This window comes from Archangium sp. (genome assembly GCF_045802675.1).
GTDB lineage: Bacteria > Myxococcota > Myxococcia > Myxococcales > Myxococcaceae > Archangium.
The window spans coordinates 32383-47507 of the sequence record NZ_JBJMQO010000026.1 but is presented as its reverse complement, the minus strand read 5'-3'; the positions used below and the strand labels follow the sequence as shown (position 1 = coordinate 47507).

Below are 15125 nucleotides of genomic sequence, written 5' to 3'. Positions count from 1 at the left end.
CGTCCCCCGCATCAGCACAGGGGGACTCATGCAACCGCAGACCGAGCGCATCACCCAGGGCACGCTGCGCACTTCCACGGGCCAGCCGCTGCCACTCGAGCACACCGATGTGAAGGCACGTCTGGCCGGGCCCGTGGCCAGCGTCGAGGTCCGGCAGGTGTTCCGCAATGACACCGGCGGACCCATCGAGGCCGTCTACCTCTTCCCGATGCCCCACGAGGCCTCCGTCTACCGGATGAGCTTCCAGATCGGCGAGCGCACCGTCCAGGGCGTCATCAAGGAGAAGGAAGAGGCCCGCCGCGCCTACGAGGCCGCTCGCAGCGAGGGCCGCAGCGCCACCCTGCTCGAACAGGAGCGCCCCAACCTCTTCACGCTCTCGGTGGCCAACATCCCCAACGGCGAGAAGATCGAAGTGACGCTCGGCTACCAGGAGCGGCTCGCCTTCGATGACGGCGAGTGGCGCTTCGTCTTCCCCATGGTCTCCACCGAGCGCTACCAGCCCGGCAAGCCCATGGCCTCGGGCGGCACCGACCAGGTGCGCGATGGGGCTCGCATCCGCCCTCCCCTGCCCGCCTCGAAGGACCGCGCGGGTGACATCTCCCTCGAGCTGGAGCTGCGGCCGGGACGCGCCATCGACGCACCCCGCTCGCCCTCGCACCAGGTGCTCAGCGAGCCCGTCTCCGGTGGCTGGCGCGTGCGGCTCAGCCCCTCCGACTCCCTGCCCAACCGCGACTTCGTGCTCGCCTGGCGCGCCGCGGAGCGCGGGGTGCGTCCCCAGGCCTTCTTCGAGCGCAAGGCCGACAAGCCCGGCACCTTCCTCCTCACCATCACCCCGCCCGTCGAGGCCCCGCCCGATGCCATCGAGGCGAAGGCCACCGGCGGCAAGGCGGTGCGCTGCGGCAACTGCGGCGGCACGCTCGAGGACCCCGGCGCCGTCCGCGAGGTGCCCGGCATCGGCCCCGCGTGGCGCTGCACCTACTGCGGTGCCGTCGTCTCCGCCTCGCCCAGGAGTACGGGCCGCAAGGTGGGCCTGCCTCGCGATGTCATCTTCCTCGTGGACCGCTCCGCCTCCATGCGCGGCGGCAGCCTGCCCCAGGCCCGGCGCGCGGTGCGGATGATGCTCGACACGCTCGGGCCCGAGGACGGCGTGCAGCTCTTCGCCTTCGACCATGACCGCATCCCGGCGGATGGGCTCGGCGATGCCTTCCTCCCGCGCTCGCCCGAGAGCATCGGCCGCATCGACGCCTTCCTCGCCGGGCTGTCGGCGCGCGGCGGCTCCGAGCTGGAGGAGGCCCTCGAGCGCGCCGCGAAGCTGCCCGTGCGCGAGGGACGCACGCGGATCGTGGTGCTGCTCACCGATGCCGCCGTGGGCAACGAGGGCCGGCTGCTGCGCCGGGCTCCCGAGCTGCTCGGCCGCGACACCCGGCTGTACGTGCTCGGCATCGGGCCCGCGGTCAACCGCTACCTCGTGGAGAAGCTGGCCCGCGCGGGCGGCGGCGCGAGCGACGTGCTGCTCCCCACCGAGGACATCGAGACCGTGGTCCCCCGCTTCGCGCGGCGCGTGCGCCAGGCCGGGCCCGTGCTCACCGAGCTGCACCTGTCCTGGGAGGACGCGCTGCCCGCCGACGTCTACCCGAAGCCCATTCCGGACCTCTTCGGCGGCCAGACGGTGCAGGTCATCGGACGCTTCAGCGGCTCGGGCCGGAGCCGGCTCGTGCTCACCGGCAAGACGGTCACGGGCGAGCCCTTCCGCCAGGAGGTGGACGTGGACCTGCCCGACGAGTCCGAGCAGGTGCCGGGCCTCGAGCGGATGTGGGCACGGCTGCGCATCGACTCGCGCCTGGAGCGGCTCGCGCGTGAGCCCTCGGAGGCATCGGACATCCGGCTGGAGGTGCTCGGATTGGCGCTCAAACACTCGCTGCTGAGCCCGTACACGGCGCTCGTCGCCGAGGACAGTGAGAAGCGGGTGCAGGTGCCTCCCCGCCGCGTGGAGGTGGCCCCCGCCGAGCCCGCGGGAGCCGAGGAGTCCGAGCTCTCCCTGGGTGCGGAGCCATCGCTGGGCGGCGCGCTGGAGGACGAAGCGCCGGGAGGGGCTTCGGTGCTGTCGGGGCTGGTGGACGAGGAAGTCATGTTCGGCGCGCCCGCGGAGTCAGCGCCCGAGGACGCGCTCGATGGAGCCTTCGACCCGATGGAGGTGACCGGCTCGCATCCCGTGCGCGCCGAGCCCGTGATGCCCGCGGCGCCTCCGATGCCCGCCCCCTCCAGGGCCCCTGTCGGCGCCCCTGCTCCGATGCGCCCCGCGGTGGCCCCCAAGGCTCCGCCTCCGCCCTCACCCGCTCCGGCGGCCCGGCCCATGCCGGCTCCGGGCATGGCGGCTCCGAGCATGGCGGCTCCGGTACGGAGGAAAGCACCCGTCGTGAAGGAGGAGCTCTTCGAGGAGGCCGCGTCTGGCGCCAGCCCCGCGGCGGACGCCTACGCGGAGGAATCCGAGGACCTGGAGGGCGCGAGCGCGGAGAAGAGCCGGGGCAGCGGAGTGCTCGACTCGCTCAAGCGCCTGGTGAAGGGACGCGACGACGACACGCCTACCCCGAAGCAGCAGAAGAAAGCGCGGCGCGGCGGCATGCCCCTGCGCTCGGAGGACTCCGACACCTACTCGAAGGAACTGCTCGACTACGCGGCGAAGAAGGGCGTGGGCGAGCTGGACCTGGTCTTCCTGGTGGACGAGACCGGCAGCATGGGCGCGTACATCGAGGAGGTGAAGGGCCGGCTGCTCGACATCATCGACGCGCTGGAGAACGCGCCGCTGTGCCGCAGCCTGCGGCTGGGGCTGGTCAGCTACCGGGACCACCCGCCGCAGGACCTCACCTTCGCGAGCCGGGTGGTGCCGCTCACCTCGGACATCCCCTCCATCCGCCAGGGCGTCGAGCGCATGCAGGCCTCGGGCGGCGGCGATGGTCCCGAGTCCGTCACCGATGGCCTCTACGACCTGGTGCGGCTCGACTGGAGGCCGAAGGCGGCGCGGGTGGTGGTGTGGTTCGGCGACGCGCCGCCGCACGGAGTCGAGCCCTCGGGCGACGGCTTCCCCCAGGGCTGCCCCTGCGGGCACCACTGGTACGTGCAGGCCGAGAGCTGCCGCGAGATGGGCATCACCGTCTACTCGGTGGGTTGCCTGCCGGGGCTGCGCGGCTTCACCGGGGCCGAGGACGTGTTCAAGACGGTGGCCCACACCACGCGGGGCCTCTACCTCCCGCTCACGCAGGTGCCGATGCTGGTGCCGCTCATCGTGGGCGCCGCCGAGTCGGAGCTGGATCGCCAGCGGCTGGAGGAGCAGCTCGCCGAGGTCGTCTCCCAACACGAGCAGGTGCTCGCGCAGGCCGACGAGCAGGAGCGGGTCCGCTTCCTCACGGACGTACTGCGGCAGGAGAAGGTGCGGCCCCGCGCGATGGTCTACGAGGAGGGCCAGTTCTCCGTACCGCCGCTCAAGTTCCGCGAGCTGAACCCCGAGGACGTGGAAGCGGGACTCGACGCGCTCCGGCGTGCCGGTAGGACTGCACTCTGAGCGGACGCCGCTGAAACACGACGGGGGCCCGGAGCGCCCACCTGGCTCCAGGCCCCCGTCATGGCGCGGGGTGCGTCTTCCACGGGAGGACACAGGGTCAACGGTCGCTGTTCCCAGCGCTGGATACCGTGTATTCCTGGCTCATCCGGACGACGGCGGACGGCCGTCTCACCTTCGAGCCCCAGGAGTGGTCGCCATGAGCAGCACGGACCCGAGGAACGCCCCACCCGTCATTCCCATCGAGGTCCGGTACGCCACCCGCCGCGCCCTGTTGTCCTCGGCGAAGGCCGATCGGGGAACGCTGACGCTCTTCGTGCCGACCTTACGCAGGGTCGCTCAAGGCGTACGCGTGCGGCTCACGATCACCTGCGAAGACGCCACCGAGCGTTTCGAGCTCGAGGGGCTGGCCTTGAACCCTACGCAGAGGGTCGGCCGCGATGGCGCGGGCGGCTTCCTGGCGAGCTTCGAGGGCGAGCACAAGCGCCGGGCCGCGGAGATGGTCGCGCTCTGCGCGGGGCGCCCGTCGCCCATGGGCACCGCCTCGCGCGAGCGCCTCGCCATCCGCAAGAGCTGCCACCTCAAGGTGGCGGAGGATGATCAGGTGGACGGGGAGCTCCGGGACTTGTCGCAGACGGGCGCGTTCGTCGCCTGCCGCAGGCTCACGAAGCTCAACGTGGGCGAGCCAGTGTGGCTGAAGGTGGACGGGGGCCTGTTCGGCATGGGCGGGACCTGGCTCGAGGCGCGCGTCATCTGGAAGGGCGAGAAAGGCGAGGAGCGGGGCGTGGGCCTGCGCTTCACGGGCAACGAAGCGCGGCAGGCCACGGCCATTCAACGCCTCCTGGAGCGCGCCGCCACCGAACGCTGAAACACGAAGGGGGCCCGGAGCGCCAGCCTGGCTCCAGGGCCCCCCGTGGTGGTGCGTGGTGCGCGGCTACTTCTTCCCGGCCTTCGAGGGATCGATCTCGTCCTCGGGGCGCTCGGTGACCTCGGCGCCCTCCCACGTCTGACCCGCGCCGAGCCGCCACTCGCCAGGCACGTCCAGCTTCCACGCGTACGCGGCCGTGGCCTCGCCGCCCGAGCTCGCGCGCGAGCTCACGTTGAAGGTGATCTCCATCTTCTTCACCTCGCTGGGCACCAGGTCCATGTCGTAGTGGCCCAGCACCATCTGCGGGGGGAACTCGGCGATGTAGCGCTCGGGGAAGTCGACCTTCATGGCCGGGTCCTCGCCCGTCATCTCGCCGACGAGCTTTCCCTTCTCGTCGGTGAGCTTCCACTGCGTCTTGAACGAGGCGCTGGTGACCATCTTCTTCAGCTTGCCGTCGGAGCGCTCCTCGCGCTGGGCGCCCCAGAGCACCAGTTGCAGGCGCACCTGCGGCTTGCCGAGCACCATCACCACGTCCGAGGACAGCACGTCCAGGCGCATGCCCTTGTCGGTGGCGCTCCACTGCGGCTTGTAGCGGCCCTCGCGCATCTGGTCGAACACCTTGCGCGTGTACTCGTAGTAGGCCTTCTTGTCCCCGGCGCGCTCGTCCTTGTCGCCGCGCTTGTCGAGCTCCTCGAGGTACGCGTCGAACTCCTTGCCCAGCTTGTACTTGCCGCGGTGCGAGGTGACCTGCTCGAAGTACGTCTTGAAGAAGGGAGCCACCGCCTGACGGTACGAGGCCTCGTCGGGGTTGGTGCGCATCCACCCCACGCGCTCCAGGTAGTCCTTCTGGATGTGGGTGAAGTCCGCCTCACGCTGCGCCTCGAGCGCCTTGGCGCTCGCGCTGCGGTAGGAAATCACCGCGCCGGCGAAGATGCCGGCGATGAGGACGATGAGTCCGAAATAACGCTTCACGCGGAGCTGCTCCTGTCGCTGGAAATGACGGCCGTAGTGATATGAGACCTCCTTCGCGTGTACCAGACCACCGGCAGCTACTCGTTACCGGTTGCACTCCCTCTGGAGGAGGGCGGCCTGCTGGGCGGTGCCCAGGTCGCCTGGTCTGCTTACGGTGAGCGCTCGGACGACAATGTTGCGGTGCTGCTGCACGACCTGGCGCACTCGCACCGGGCGCTCGGGCCGGGCGAGCAGGCGGCCTTCCAGCCCTCGGGTTGGGGCGCGGAGCTCGTCGGCGAGGGCCGGCCCCTGGACACCTCGGCGCTGCACGTGGTGGTGCCCAACCTGCTCGGCAGTCCCTTCGGCTCGACGTCGCCGGTGACGGTGGACGCGCGCGCGGGCCGGCCCTACGGCGCGGCGCTGCCCACGGTGACGGTGCTGGACATGGCGCGCTCGGTGTCGGCCATGTTGCGCGGCATGCAGGTGGAGCGCGCGCGAGCGCTGGTGGGCGTGGGGCTCGGAGGGCTGGTGGCGCTGCAGCTCGCGGCGCTCTTCCCGGAGCAGGTGTCCGCGGTGGTGGTGCTCGGCGCCGCGAGGGCCCTGCCCGAACCGCTGCGCGAGCGGCTCGGCCTCATCCGTCACCTGCTGCGGATGGATCCGGACTTCCACGAGGGCCACTACGCCCCGGGCCAGGGCCCCAAGCGCACGCTGCGCAAGCACTACCTGGAGTACCTGCGTCTGCGGCACGGGTCCGAGTCCCCGCGCGCCACCCCGTCCGCCGCCGAGCGGGCCCTGGAGGCCGAGGCCGAGGCCGAGGCCTTCTCGGAGGGCTTCGACGCGAACACGTGGGCGCTGCTGTGCACGGCGTACGCGGGCGGAGACGTCACCGAGAGCCTGTCCAAGGTGCGCGCCCCCGTGCTGCTGGCGACGGGAGCGGACGACGCGCTGGCGCCCCCATCACGGGTGCGCGACACGTATCACCTGCTCAGCGCGGCGGGGGCCCGGGCGCACTACCACGAGCTGCCGGCGCCGTGCGATCACGCGGGGCTGCTGGCGCAGGCGAAGCGGCTGCACGGCCCCATGCGCGACTTCCTGCGCCGCCGGGGTTGAAGCCGTCAGCGCTGCGCCTGGGGCTGGAGCAGCTTGGCGCGCAGCGCGCCCACGATCATCCCGATGGCGATGTCGTTGTTGCCGCCGTGGGGGACGATGATGTCGGCGTGGTGCTTGGAGGGCTCGACGAAGCCCATGTGCATGGGGCGCACGTGGCGCAGGTACTGGCTGACCACGTGGTCGAAGTCGCGGCCGCGCTCGTGGATGTCGCGCTCGAGCCGGCGGAGGATGCGCAGGTCGTCGTCGGTGTCCACGTAGATGCGCACGTTCATCTCGTCGCGCACCGGCTTCATGTGCAGCACGAGGATGCCCTCGATGAGGATCATGTCCCCGGGGTCCACGCGCACGGTGTGATTCTGCCGCGTCGAGGTGACGAAGTCGTAGACGGGCTTCTGGATGGGGCGGCCCGCCTTGAGCTCGCGCAGGTGCTCGACGAGCAGGTCCGTGTCGAAGGCGTCCGGGTGATCGAAGTTGATCTCCCGGCGCTCGGCGAGCGTCATGTCCGACAGGTCCCGGTAGTACGAGTCCTGGTCGATGAAGGCCACGCGGCAGTCAGCGAGTGCATCGCGGACCTTCCGGGCGACCGTCGTCTTGCCGGAGGCGGTACCACCGGCGATGCCAACGACGAGGGGTGACGACATGGGCGCGAACTACCGCACCGGATGGGCGGGCGCAAGGCTCCGTCGGGAAGCCAACATTGGACGCCACGGGTCCATCGGGTAGGCCCCGACTTCCCTGTCTGGCCCCCAACATCTTCTTTCCGCGCAAATAAGCAGGGCTATTAAAATCCAATAAGTCGTTTAATCTGTAATTGGAGCATTTCCCTCATTGCCCGTCCTCCCGAGGCTCCCCGGAATGGCGCCGTCATGGCGCTCCCGGCCGCCACACCTGCCCTGGGGGGAAGACATGAATACCGGCTCGCTCGAGGTCTCTCGCTGTCGGGAGGCCATGGCTGGAGGGTGGGTTCTCGCGCTTGCGCTGGTGGCGGCCAGCGCCTGTGCCCCCTCGGAAGGTGCCAGCGCACCCGAGGCTCCGCGCGCCCGGGCCCAGGCGTTGGTGGGCATCAACGGCCTGTCGCTCAATGGCCTGTCGCTCAATGGCCTGTCCACCGCCGCGTTCGACTCCTGGTTCCAGAAGAATCCGGAGCTCAACGACGCGGTGATGACGTACCTCGTCCTGTGCGCCGTGCCGGCCGGGCAGGTGCGGACCTATACGTCCCCTCTCACGGGCCTCACCCGGACCTGGACGGGAGGGCTCGGCCTCGCGCCGAACTGGGCCAGCGGCACACCGGCCACCCTGGCCGAGCAACGGATCGTCTCCGCCTGCCTGGCGGCCCACGCCAACAAGTACGGCATCCACGTTCCCATCTCCGTGATGGGGCTGAGAGCCACGGGAGAGGCCATCCCCGTTTCCCACATGGAGCTCCTGCTGTTCTCGAAGAAGGAGGCCTGTTTCTTCGGCAACCTCTTCAACAGCGCCGAGGGCCTCTATGTCGGCGAGGACGGGCCTCTGCTCACCGGCAGGGAGAGCAGCCCGCGCGCCTGCGCCCTCTCTTCCAGCGGGAGCGGGGCGGACCCGGAGTGCCCGCCGCTCGTGCGCGTCGAGCAGGACTGCGCGAATTTCTGCACCCTGGATGCCTCGCGGAGGTTCTACGTGTCGTGCACCGCCAACGGCATCGCGTACCCGGCCATCACGACGCGGATGCTCCCATCGGACATCTACACGTGCGGGGACGGCGTCTGTCAGTTCACCGAGCAGTGCGGTACCGGCGAGACGTACGACAATTGCGGCAGGGACTGCGGCCCCTGCCCCTGAGGGCCAGGGCCCGGCTCCCTCCATCACCGGCCCGGGGGCGGGCACTGTGACGCTCGCGAGTGCACACCGCCACTGTCCGTCATCGGCCGGAACACTGCTCCCGGGAACACCGGACTTCCTGATTCCGAGCGTGAGTCCCATCCTGGCGGAGGAGTCCGCCACCGAGCCCCCCTCGTTCCAGACCAGGAGCACGCCATGAAAGACCGAGCCCTTGCCCCGTCTCGTCGTGTGAAGGCCTCTCCAGCCGTTCCCTCCCCGCTGGCGCTGATGAGCGCGGTGTGGCTGCTCGGCGCGTCGTTGGCGTGCGGCCCGGTGGCTCCGCCCGAGGAGGCCCAGGAGCTCGCCGCCCACCAGCAGGCGCTCTACGACCTCAACGGCCTGTCGCCCAATGGCCTGGCCTTCAACGGGCTCGCCTTCAACGGCCTGGCCTTCAACGGGCTCGCCTTCAACGGCCTGGCCTTCAACGGGCTGTCCACCGCCGAGTTCACCGCCTGGTTCCAGACGGACCCCGACCTGGGCAATAGGGTGATGCGTTACGTCGTCCAGTGCGCCGTGCCCGCCGGGCAGACGCGCAGCTACACCGCGCCGGCCACGGGCATCACCTATTCGTGGACGGGGAACCTCGGGCTGGCGCCGGATTGGGCCAATGGCTCGCCGGCCACCGTGGCCGAGCAGCAGCTCATCTCCGCGTGCCTGGCGGCCCACACCAACAAGTTCGGGGTGCGCGTCCCCATCTCCGTGCTGGGGCGCGATGCGCGGGGCGAGGCCGTCCCCTACACCAAGGAGGAGCTCGAGGACTTCAAGGAGAAGGAGGCCTGCTTCTTCGGCAACCTCTTCACCGGCGAGGGCGTCTTCACCGGCAATGACGGGCGCATGATGCACCACAACAACAGCTCGGCGCGCGCCTGCGCCCGCTCGGACGAGAAGAACGACGAGCGCCAGCCGTGCCTGCCGATCGTCCGCATCAGGTCCAAGTGCGACAAGTTCTGCGAGAAGGACGCGGACAAGGAGTTCTACGCGACGTGCACCTATAACGGCGTCGCCTACCGGGCCATCACCACGCGCATGCGCACGAACGAGGTCTTCAAGTGCGGGGACGGCGTGTGTCAGTACACCGAGTCGTGCGGCACGGGCGACGACCCGGACGACTGCCGGGACTGCGGCCCCTGCCCCGCGCCCTGAGGCTCACCCTCGCCGCAACAGGCCGAGCGCCCTGCCCTCGGCCAGCACCGCGGCGGGCACCTCCTCCACCGCCCGGGGCGCCTTCGCGAGCGGGCGCAGCAGCTCCAGCACCGCCGGGGGAACCGTCAGCACCTCCAGCCCCCGGCCCCTGCGCCGCACGACGAAGCTCCACGGGCCGCGCCCCGGACGCCGCGCCACCTGCGCGAGCGACTCCAGGCCACTCACGTCGAGCACCTCGCACGCCCAGGCCCGCCCCATGAGGTGACGGCGCAGCGCCTTCGCCGCGAAGACGAGCTCGGTGAGGTCCACGGGAAAGGAGCCCACGCGCACGTCCTCGGACAACCCCACCTGCCCCGGCCCGGGCGCGGGAGGCGGCCGCGTCATGAAGGCGTTGGGCAGGAACGTCTCGAAGGTCACCGCCGCCGCCGTGCCCTCGTCCGGATGCTCGCGCAGGCGGCGCCGCGTCCAGGACGCGAAGGCATGTCCCGGCGAGCGGCCCTGGCCCTCGAAGAGCTCGCGGAACTCCGGGGAGGCGGTGAAGGCACGCAGGTCCTCCCGCGATCCCGCGAGCAACAGCCGGGAGATGGGCCAGTCCCGGTCCAGCGTCTCGGCCACCACCGCGAGGCGGAAGTCCGTCTCCGCGCGGGCGCCCTCCACGTCCCCTCCCGTCTCCGGCTTCGTGCCATAGCCGGTCTCGAAGAGGGCCCAGGGCTCGCTGCCACGCGTGAGGGCCGGCGCGGGCGCCGTCACCGGGGTGAGCGCGAGTGGAGGCCTCGGCGTGGCGGGCACCAGCGCGCGCAGGCGGCGCAGCGTGAGCACCGCCACCTCGTCCGGGTGCCCGTCGCCCTCGAAGGTGACGGCGCGCAGCGAGGGACAGCGCGGCAGCAGCGACTCCAGCAGGCCGAAGAGCTCCTCGCGCACGGGCTGGGTGTGGTCGTCCACGTAGTAGCCCCGCCCGTGGCGCCGGGTGATGACGCCTCCGGCGATGTGGATTTCGATCACCTTGTCCAACGGGAAGCCATCGAGCCCCGCCTCCAGCGGCAGCCCGGCGGCGAGCTGGTAGCTGAGCAGGTGCCCCAGGTCGAGCAGCAGCGGCAGGCCGGTGCACGCGTGCACGCGGGCCATGAAGTCGAGCACGTGCAGCTCGCCGCGCTTGGCGAAGGCGGCGGGGTTCTCCAGCGCGAGCGGGACGGACAGGTGCGACTGGACGTGGAGCGCGTGGGCCACGCTGTCGCGGACGCCGGCCTCGGTGAAGGGCGGCGTGAAGTAGAGGTAGCCCGGGAAGGGCTGTCCACCCGAGTGCCACCAGCCGATGTCATTGCCCACCCAGGCACTGCCCACGGCGCGCGCGTGCGCATCCATCGCCTCGAGCGCCGTCACGGGCTCCAGCTCGGGGCCGTAGAGGTTGAGGTGCACGGGGTGGAAGAGCACCGGCACGTCCTGACGGCGCTCCCACATGCGGGGGAAGAGCGAGGCGTGCTCGCGCGTCTCGTCGAGCGACAGGGGCGCGCTGTACTCCACGAAGTCGAAGAGGCCGGGCGACTCGGCGAGCAACCGGTAGGGGTGCGGCTGATCCGCCGCGTCGAGGTTGCTGCTGAGGCCCAGTCCCCTCCAGGGGAGCGTCCAGGCGGTCGCGTCAGGAAGGCTCATGGGGTGCTCACCCTATAGCGGGCGAAGGACATTTTCAGTGCCGCACCGTGAGGCCACGGCCCGCGCGCCCTCCTGGACGTTCGAGGTCCGGGGGAGGAAACGCGCCCATCCCCCGAGCCATTGCCCCTCGGGGACACGTACACAGAGTCACCTGAGAAACCGGATGACGGTGAGCCGGAGCTGGGACCGGTGTCCCGTCGGATGAGGCTGGACATGAACAAGGTCGAGGTGAAGTCCGCGTCGCCCGCCGGGGGCGCCGATGCGTTGCGTCGGTATCTGGCGGAGCTCGTGGGGACGTTCGTCCTGGTCGTCGGCGGAGCGGGCTCCGCCGTGCTCGCCGGGGAGAAGATCGGCTTCCTCGGAGTGTCCTTCGCGTTCGGGCTATCGGTCCTCGCCATGGTGTACGCCGTCGGTCCCATCTCCGGCGCGCATCTGAATCCCGCGATAACGGTGGGCCTGCTGCTGAGCGGGAAGTTCGAGAAGCGCTACACGCTCGGTTACATCGTGGCCCAGTGCATCGGCGCCATCGTGGCCGCGGGCGTGGTGCTGCTGATCGCCAGGGGAGCGCCAGGAGGGTACTCGGCGGCGGACGGAGGGCTCGCGGCCAATGGCTTCGGTGCCCATTCCCCGGGCGGATACGGGGCCGGCGCGGCCTTCCTGACCGAGGTGGTCCTCACCTTCTTCCTCGTGCTGACGGTGCTGGGCGCCACCGATGCCCGCGCGCCCGTGGGCTTCGCCGGCGTGGCGATCGGTCTGGCGCTGACCCTGGTGCACCTGGTGGGCATCCCCATCACCAACACCTCCGTCAATCCGGCGCGCAGTCTGGGGCCGGCGCTCTTCGTCGGGGGCTGGGCGTTGAGTCAGCTCTGGCTGTTCATCGTGGCGCCCCTGCTGGGCGGAGGCCTCGCGGCGGCCGTGTACCGCACGGTGCATCGCCCCGTCGTGCCCATCACCGCCGCGGGTGCCGAGCGCGCCCTGGTGAGCGAGCGCATCGAGCGCACGGTGACCAGCCGCCCGGTGGAGACGCCTCCCTGAAGCAGTACCTGGTCCCAGTCCCTGGGCGGCTCGGCCACGGCGCCTGGGGCTGGACCCGGGTGCCGCGCGTGCTCGAAGCGGTGGAGGCCCGGGTGGACCCCTCGGCTCGGCAGCCTGCCCAGCGGCCCGTCCTGCCACGGGACGGCCTCCTTCTCGATTGGAAGGAACAACCCGGCGGGCGCTGACGTATGATCGCCCGTACCACCCCTACCCTCTCGTACATCACAGTCGCGGAAGCCGCCGCTTGCTTCCGGTAACCGGCTGCCCTAACTGCCCCACCATGCTCGCTCACTCGGTCGTGAATGGAACCCGGAGCTGGACCACCCCGAACGGGGAGCTCCGCCTGTGGCAACCCGCCCCGCACGTCATCGTGACGCGATTCAAGGGCGCGATGTACGACGCCCACCTCGCGCACCTCGCGATGACGACCATCGAGGGCATCGTCACCAACCAGGCGAAGACGGACGTCTTCCACGACTGGGAGGAGATGGAGCTGTACGCCACCGAGGCGCGCAACATCATGACCGAGCGCGCCATCCCCATGGCGCCGAAGCTCAACTCGCTCAGCGTGCTGTTCGGCTCGAAGGTGGTGCTGATGGGGGTGTCCCTGGCCAGCCTCAAGCTGGGCGGCATCCACACCTTCACCGGCCGCGAGGAGTTCGAGCAGGCCGTGCGCCAGGCCACCGAGTCCCGGCCCGGCACGTACAAGCCCACCTTTCAGGGGTAGGCCGCCCGCGAGCCGGTGCCATAGGCCCGCTCGAGGAGCTGCTCGGAGTCCAGGCTACTCGCCTTGGCCTGCTCCACGTCGAGGCCCTCACCGTGGCCCTGGCCTCGCCCCTCGAAGAGCACCTCGCCGTCATTGAAGACAGCGGTGCGTGGGCACGCGGGGAGCTTCAGCGCGGAACGGAGCGCCTCACAGGGCTGGGATTCGGCGGCGTCGAACACCGCGCCGCCCTCGCGCTTCGTGTGCAGGTAATGCACGCGACCCTCCGCGAAGCGCACTCCCGTGACGCCACTGCCCAGGAGCGATTCCACCTGGCCTCGCGCTCGCGTCTCGCGCCATGGCTCCTGTCCTCCCTGGGAGAACGGCAACCACTCGTGCCAGCGCAGCGGCGGTGACGCGAGCGCCCGTTCCTCCTCGGGCTGCACGCGCACGGTGCCCTGGAAGCTCTGGCAGTGCGTCGTGTCGCAGACGGGGCGGCCCGGATGGCGGCTGTCGGCATGCCGCTCGTTGTGCGCCACCACGCGCGCCAGGGCCACCCTCGCCTCTCCCTTCAACGCCGCGTCCTCCGCCGTCACCACGCCCGCCGTGTACTGCAGGCGCGTGGTGCGGAAGAGGAAGTCCGAGCCCCGCCTCGCCTTGACGGCATTCGGGCTGACGGGGACTCCCGGGGGCGGTTTGTAGGGCGGCGGAGAGGACCACGAGAAGACGCCCGCGTAGTCGCGCCCCGCCGGCACGTCCGGGAAGCGCACCCGCCACGGGCTCCCGAGGCACACCGCCGCGCCCTTCGACACGAGCGCCTCCAGCTTCGAGAAGCCCTCGGGGAGGGCTCGCGGCGAGCCGTCCTCCAGGGAGAAGCCCGAGCCCCGGCACTGCGCTTCCACCGCCCCGGGCTGCACCAGGCCCAGCACCTGCACCCGCGCGGCCTCCAGTCCGCCGCGCTTCTCGCGGACCTTCTTCAGCACCTCGGGCACCTCGTCCGCGAAGGCGCGCGGCATCTTCCCCGGCCTCGCCACCACCGCCACCAGGTCCGCGTCCACCGCGACAATCCACCCGAGCCTCGGCCGGCTGTCCGCGTCCCGCACCGTACCCGTCTTCGTCGCCACGCCCGCGTAGGCCTTCGAGGCGGGCAGCTCGGACAGCGTCCCGCGCGCGGCGTTGTCGGCCAGCACCGCCATCAGGTCCGGCCGCGCCTCGGCGAGCAACCGGTACGCCTGGGCCAGTCCCCACGGAGAGAGCCGCAGCGTCGAGCGCAGGCCAATGGCATCCGCCATGTCCAGGGGCTCGCTGGACAGGCCCACCGAGGCCAGCACCGCGCCCCAGGGGCCGAAGTTCCTCGGCGCGCTCCCCTGCCCCTCCCAGTCCAGGAAGTACCCGTTGCACGAGCGCAGCAGCGCCGTCCGCACGTCCACCTTCACGGGCAGCCGGTCACCGCAGAGCCACTCCGCCACCTCCGCGCGCGGAGACAGCACCGGCGGAGTCGCCGCGCTCCCCGCCACCACGAAGGGCTTCAGCGTCGAGCCGAAGGGCATCGCCGTGCGGATGTCGCCCTCGGCCAGCAGCACCTCGCCCGAGTGGCGGCTGAGCACCACCGTGGCACTCGCCGCCGCCTGCACCGCCACGCCCACCAGCTCGTCCACGGACAGGGGCACCGTCCAGCGCGCCCCGTCCTGGCACTGCCTCAACCGGCGCGTCAGCGCCTTGGGAAACCCCGAGTCCTCGTTCAGCACGCGCGCCAGGGCCCGGCGGGCACGCGGCGTGTCCACGTCCGGGTTGTGCGCCAGCTCCGCCGAGGCACTCGACAACGAGAGGTAGGGCCCCTCGCGCCACTCGGCCAGCTCGCCACTCACCGAGAGCGCGAAGGCCTCGTGGAACAGCCGGTCCTCCGCCGAGGCCGGACAGGCCCACCACAACAGCTGATGCGCCAACTCATGCCGGAGCGCCACGCGCAGCCGCGCATCCAGCACCCCGGGCGTGCCCTGGCGCAGCTCCACCACACCCGGCCGTCCCTGCCCGTTGCGCGAGGGCAACAGCGCCTCGCCCCGCTGCAGGGAGATGGTTCCAGGTGCCCGGCCAGGGGCTCCACCGGCCTCGGCCACGTAGCGCGCCTCGAGCGCCTTCCACGCGGCCTCGGCCTCGGAGCGCAGCGCGGCCTCGGGCGTCACGTCTCCCTTCGTGAGGAAGACGGGGGTGGCCGCCAGCAAGGCGACCGTCACGGCGGCCCACCCCATCACGTC

General features: G+C 71.2%; 11 protein-coding genes. 7 read left to right on the top strand and 4 right to left on the bottom strand.

Annotated elements, in window-relative coordinates:
• Window positions 1-28: 28 nt before the first annotated feature.
• Both ACJ8AN_RS07105 and ACJ8AN_RS07100 read left to right on the top strand, forming a co-directional pair.
• A complete protein-coding gene (locus ACJ8AN_RS07105; protein ID WP_407754484.1) occupies window positions 29-3559 on the top strand; it encodes a VIT domain-containing protein in 3531 nt (1176 codons plus the stop codon).
• Between the two features lie 196 nt (window positions 3560-3755).
• The gene (locus tag ACJ8AN_RS07100; RefSeq protein ID WP_407754483.1) at window positions 3756-4424 is read left to right on the top strand and encodes a PilZ domain-containing protein; all 669 of its coding nucleotides are present in this window, start codon (window positions 3756-3758) and stop codon (window positions 4422-4424) included.
• Window positions 4425-4490: 66 nt separating this feature from the next.
• Here the strand turns inward: ACJ8AN_RS07100 and ACJ8AN_RS07095 are convergent, their stop codons facing one another.
• Window positions 4491-5396 carry a hypothetical protein gene (locus ACJ8AN_RS07095; protein ID WP_407754482.1) on the bottom strand — a complete coding sequence of 302 codons (906 nt, stop codon included), beginning with the start codon at window positions 5394-5396 and terminating at the stop codon, window positions 4491-4493.
• 57 nt (window positions 5397-5453) lie between these two features.
• Between ACJ8AN_RS07095 and ACJ8AN_RS07090 the strand changes: the two genes are divergently transcribed.
• A complete protein-coding gene (locus tag ACJ8AN_RS07090; protein ID WP_407754481.1) occupies window positions 5454-6485 on the top strand; it encodes an alpha/beta fold hydrolase in 1032 nt (343 codons plus the stop codon).
• Between the two features lie 5 nt (window positions 6486-6490).
• On the opposite strand, the gene udk is transcribed toward ACJ8AN_RS07090, so the two are convergent.
• Entirely contained in the window at window positions 6491-7126 is a 636-nt protein-coding gene (gene udk / locus ACJ8AN_RS07085) for a uridine kinase (protein WP_407754480.1), read from the bottom strand.
• 307 nt (window positions 7127-7433) lie between these two features.
• Between udk and ACJ8AN_RS07080 the strand changes: the two genes are divergently transcribed.
• Window positions 7434-8300 (top strand): hypothetical protein, encoded by an 867-nt coding sequence (locus ACJ8AN_RS07080; RefSeq protein ID WP_407754479.1) that lies wholly within the window; start codon window positions 7434-7436, stop codon window positions 8298-8300.
• A gap of 195 nt (window positions 8301-8495) precedes the next feature.
• On the top strand, window positions 8496-9482 hold the full coding sequence (locus ACJ8AN_RS07075) for a hypothetical protein (RefSeq protein WP_407754478.1): 987 nt from the start codon (window positions 8496-8498) through the stop codon (window positions 9480-9482).
• 3 nt (window positions 9483-9485) lie between these two features.
• Here ACJ8AN_RS07075 and ACJ8AN_RS07070 read toward each other — a convergent pair whose 3' ends face one another.
• Window positions 9486-11132, bottom strand: a complete 1647-nt coding sequence (locus ACJ8AN_RS07070; RefSeq protein WP_407754477.1) for a DUF692 family multinuclear iron-containing protein — start codon at window positions 11130-11132, stop codon at window positions 9486-9488.
• 213 nt (window positions 11133-11345) lie between these two features.
• Between ACJ8AN_RS07070 and aqpZ the strand changes: the two genes are divergently transcribed.
• Entirely contained in the window at window positions 11346-12167 is an 822-nt protein-coding gene (gene aqpZ / locus ACJ8AN_RS07065) for an aquaporin Z (protein WP_407754476.1), read from the top strand.
• Between the two features lie 370 nt (window positions 12168-12537).
• Entirely contained in the window at window positions 12538-12894 is a 357-nt protein-coding gene (locus ACJ8AN_RS07060; RefSeq protein WP_407754475.1) for a hypothetical protein, read from the top strand.
• Here the strand turns inward: ACJ8AN_RS07060 and ACJ8AN_RS07055 are convergent.
• Entirely contained in the window at window positions 12885-15119 is a 2235-nt protein-coding gene (locus ACJ8AN_RS07055; protein WP_407754474.1) for a hypothetical protein, read from the bottom strand. The genes ACJ8AN_RS07060 and ACJ8AN_RS07055 overlap by 10 nt on opposite strands.
• Between the last annotated feature and the right edge of the window lie 6 nt (window positions 15120-15125).

What these genes read in the sequence shown, in the direction of transcription:
- ACJ8AN_RS07105 (WP_407754484.1), top strand. Translation starts at nt 29, where the DNA reads ATGCAACCGCAGACCGAGCGCATCACCCAGGGCACGCTGCGCACTTCC.
- ACJ8AN_RS07100 (WP_407754483.1), top strand. Translation starts at nt 3,756, where the DNA reads ATGAGCAGCACGGACCCGAGGAACGCCCCACCCGTCATTCCCATCGAG.
- udk (WP_407754480.1), bottom strand. Translation starts at nt 7,126, where the DNA reads ATGTCGTCACCCCTCGTCGTTGGCATCGCCGGTGGTACCGCCTCCGGC.
- ACJ8AN_RS07080 (WP_407754479.1), top strand. Translation starts at nt 7,434, where the DNA reads ATGGCTGGAGGGTGGGTTCTCGCGCTTGCGCTGGTGGCGGCCAGCGCC.
- ACJ8AN_RS07075 (WP_407754478.1), top strand. Translation starts at nt 8,496, where the DNA reads ATGAAAGACCGAGCCCTTGCCCCGTCTCGTCGTGTGAAGGCCTCTCCA.
- ACJ8AN_RS07070 (WP_407754477.1), bottom strand. Translation starts at nt 11,132, where the DNA reads ATGAGCCTTCCTGACGCGACCGCCTGGACGCTCCCCTGGAGGGGACTG.
- aqpZ (WP_407754476.1), top strand. Translation starts at nt 11,346, where the DNA reads ATGAACAAGGTCGAGGTGAAGTCCGCGTCGCCCGCCGGGGGCGCCGAT.
- ACJ8AN_RS07055 (WP_407754474.1), bottom strand. Translation starts at nt 15,119, where the DNA reads ATGGGGTGGGCCGCCGTGACGGTCGCCTTGCTGGCGGCCACCCCCGTC.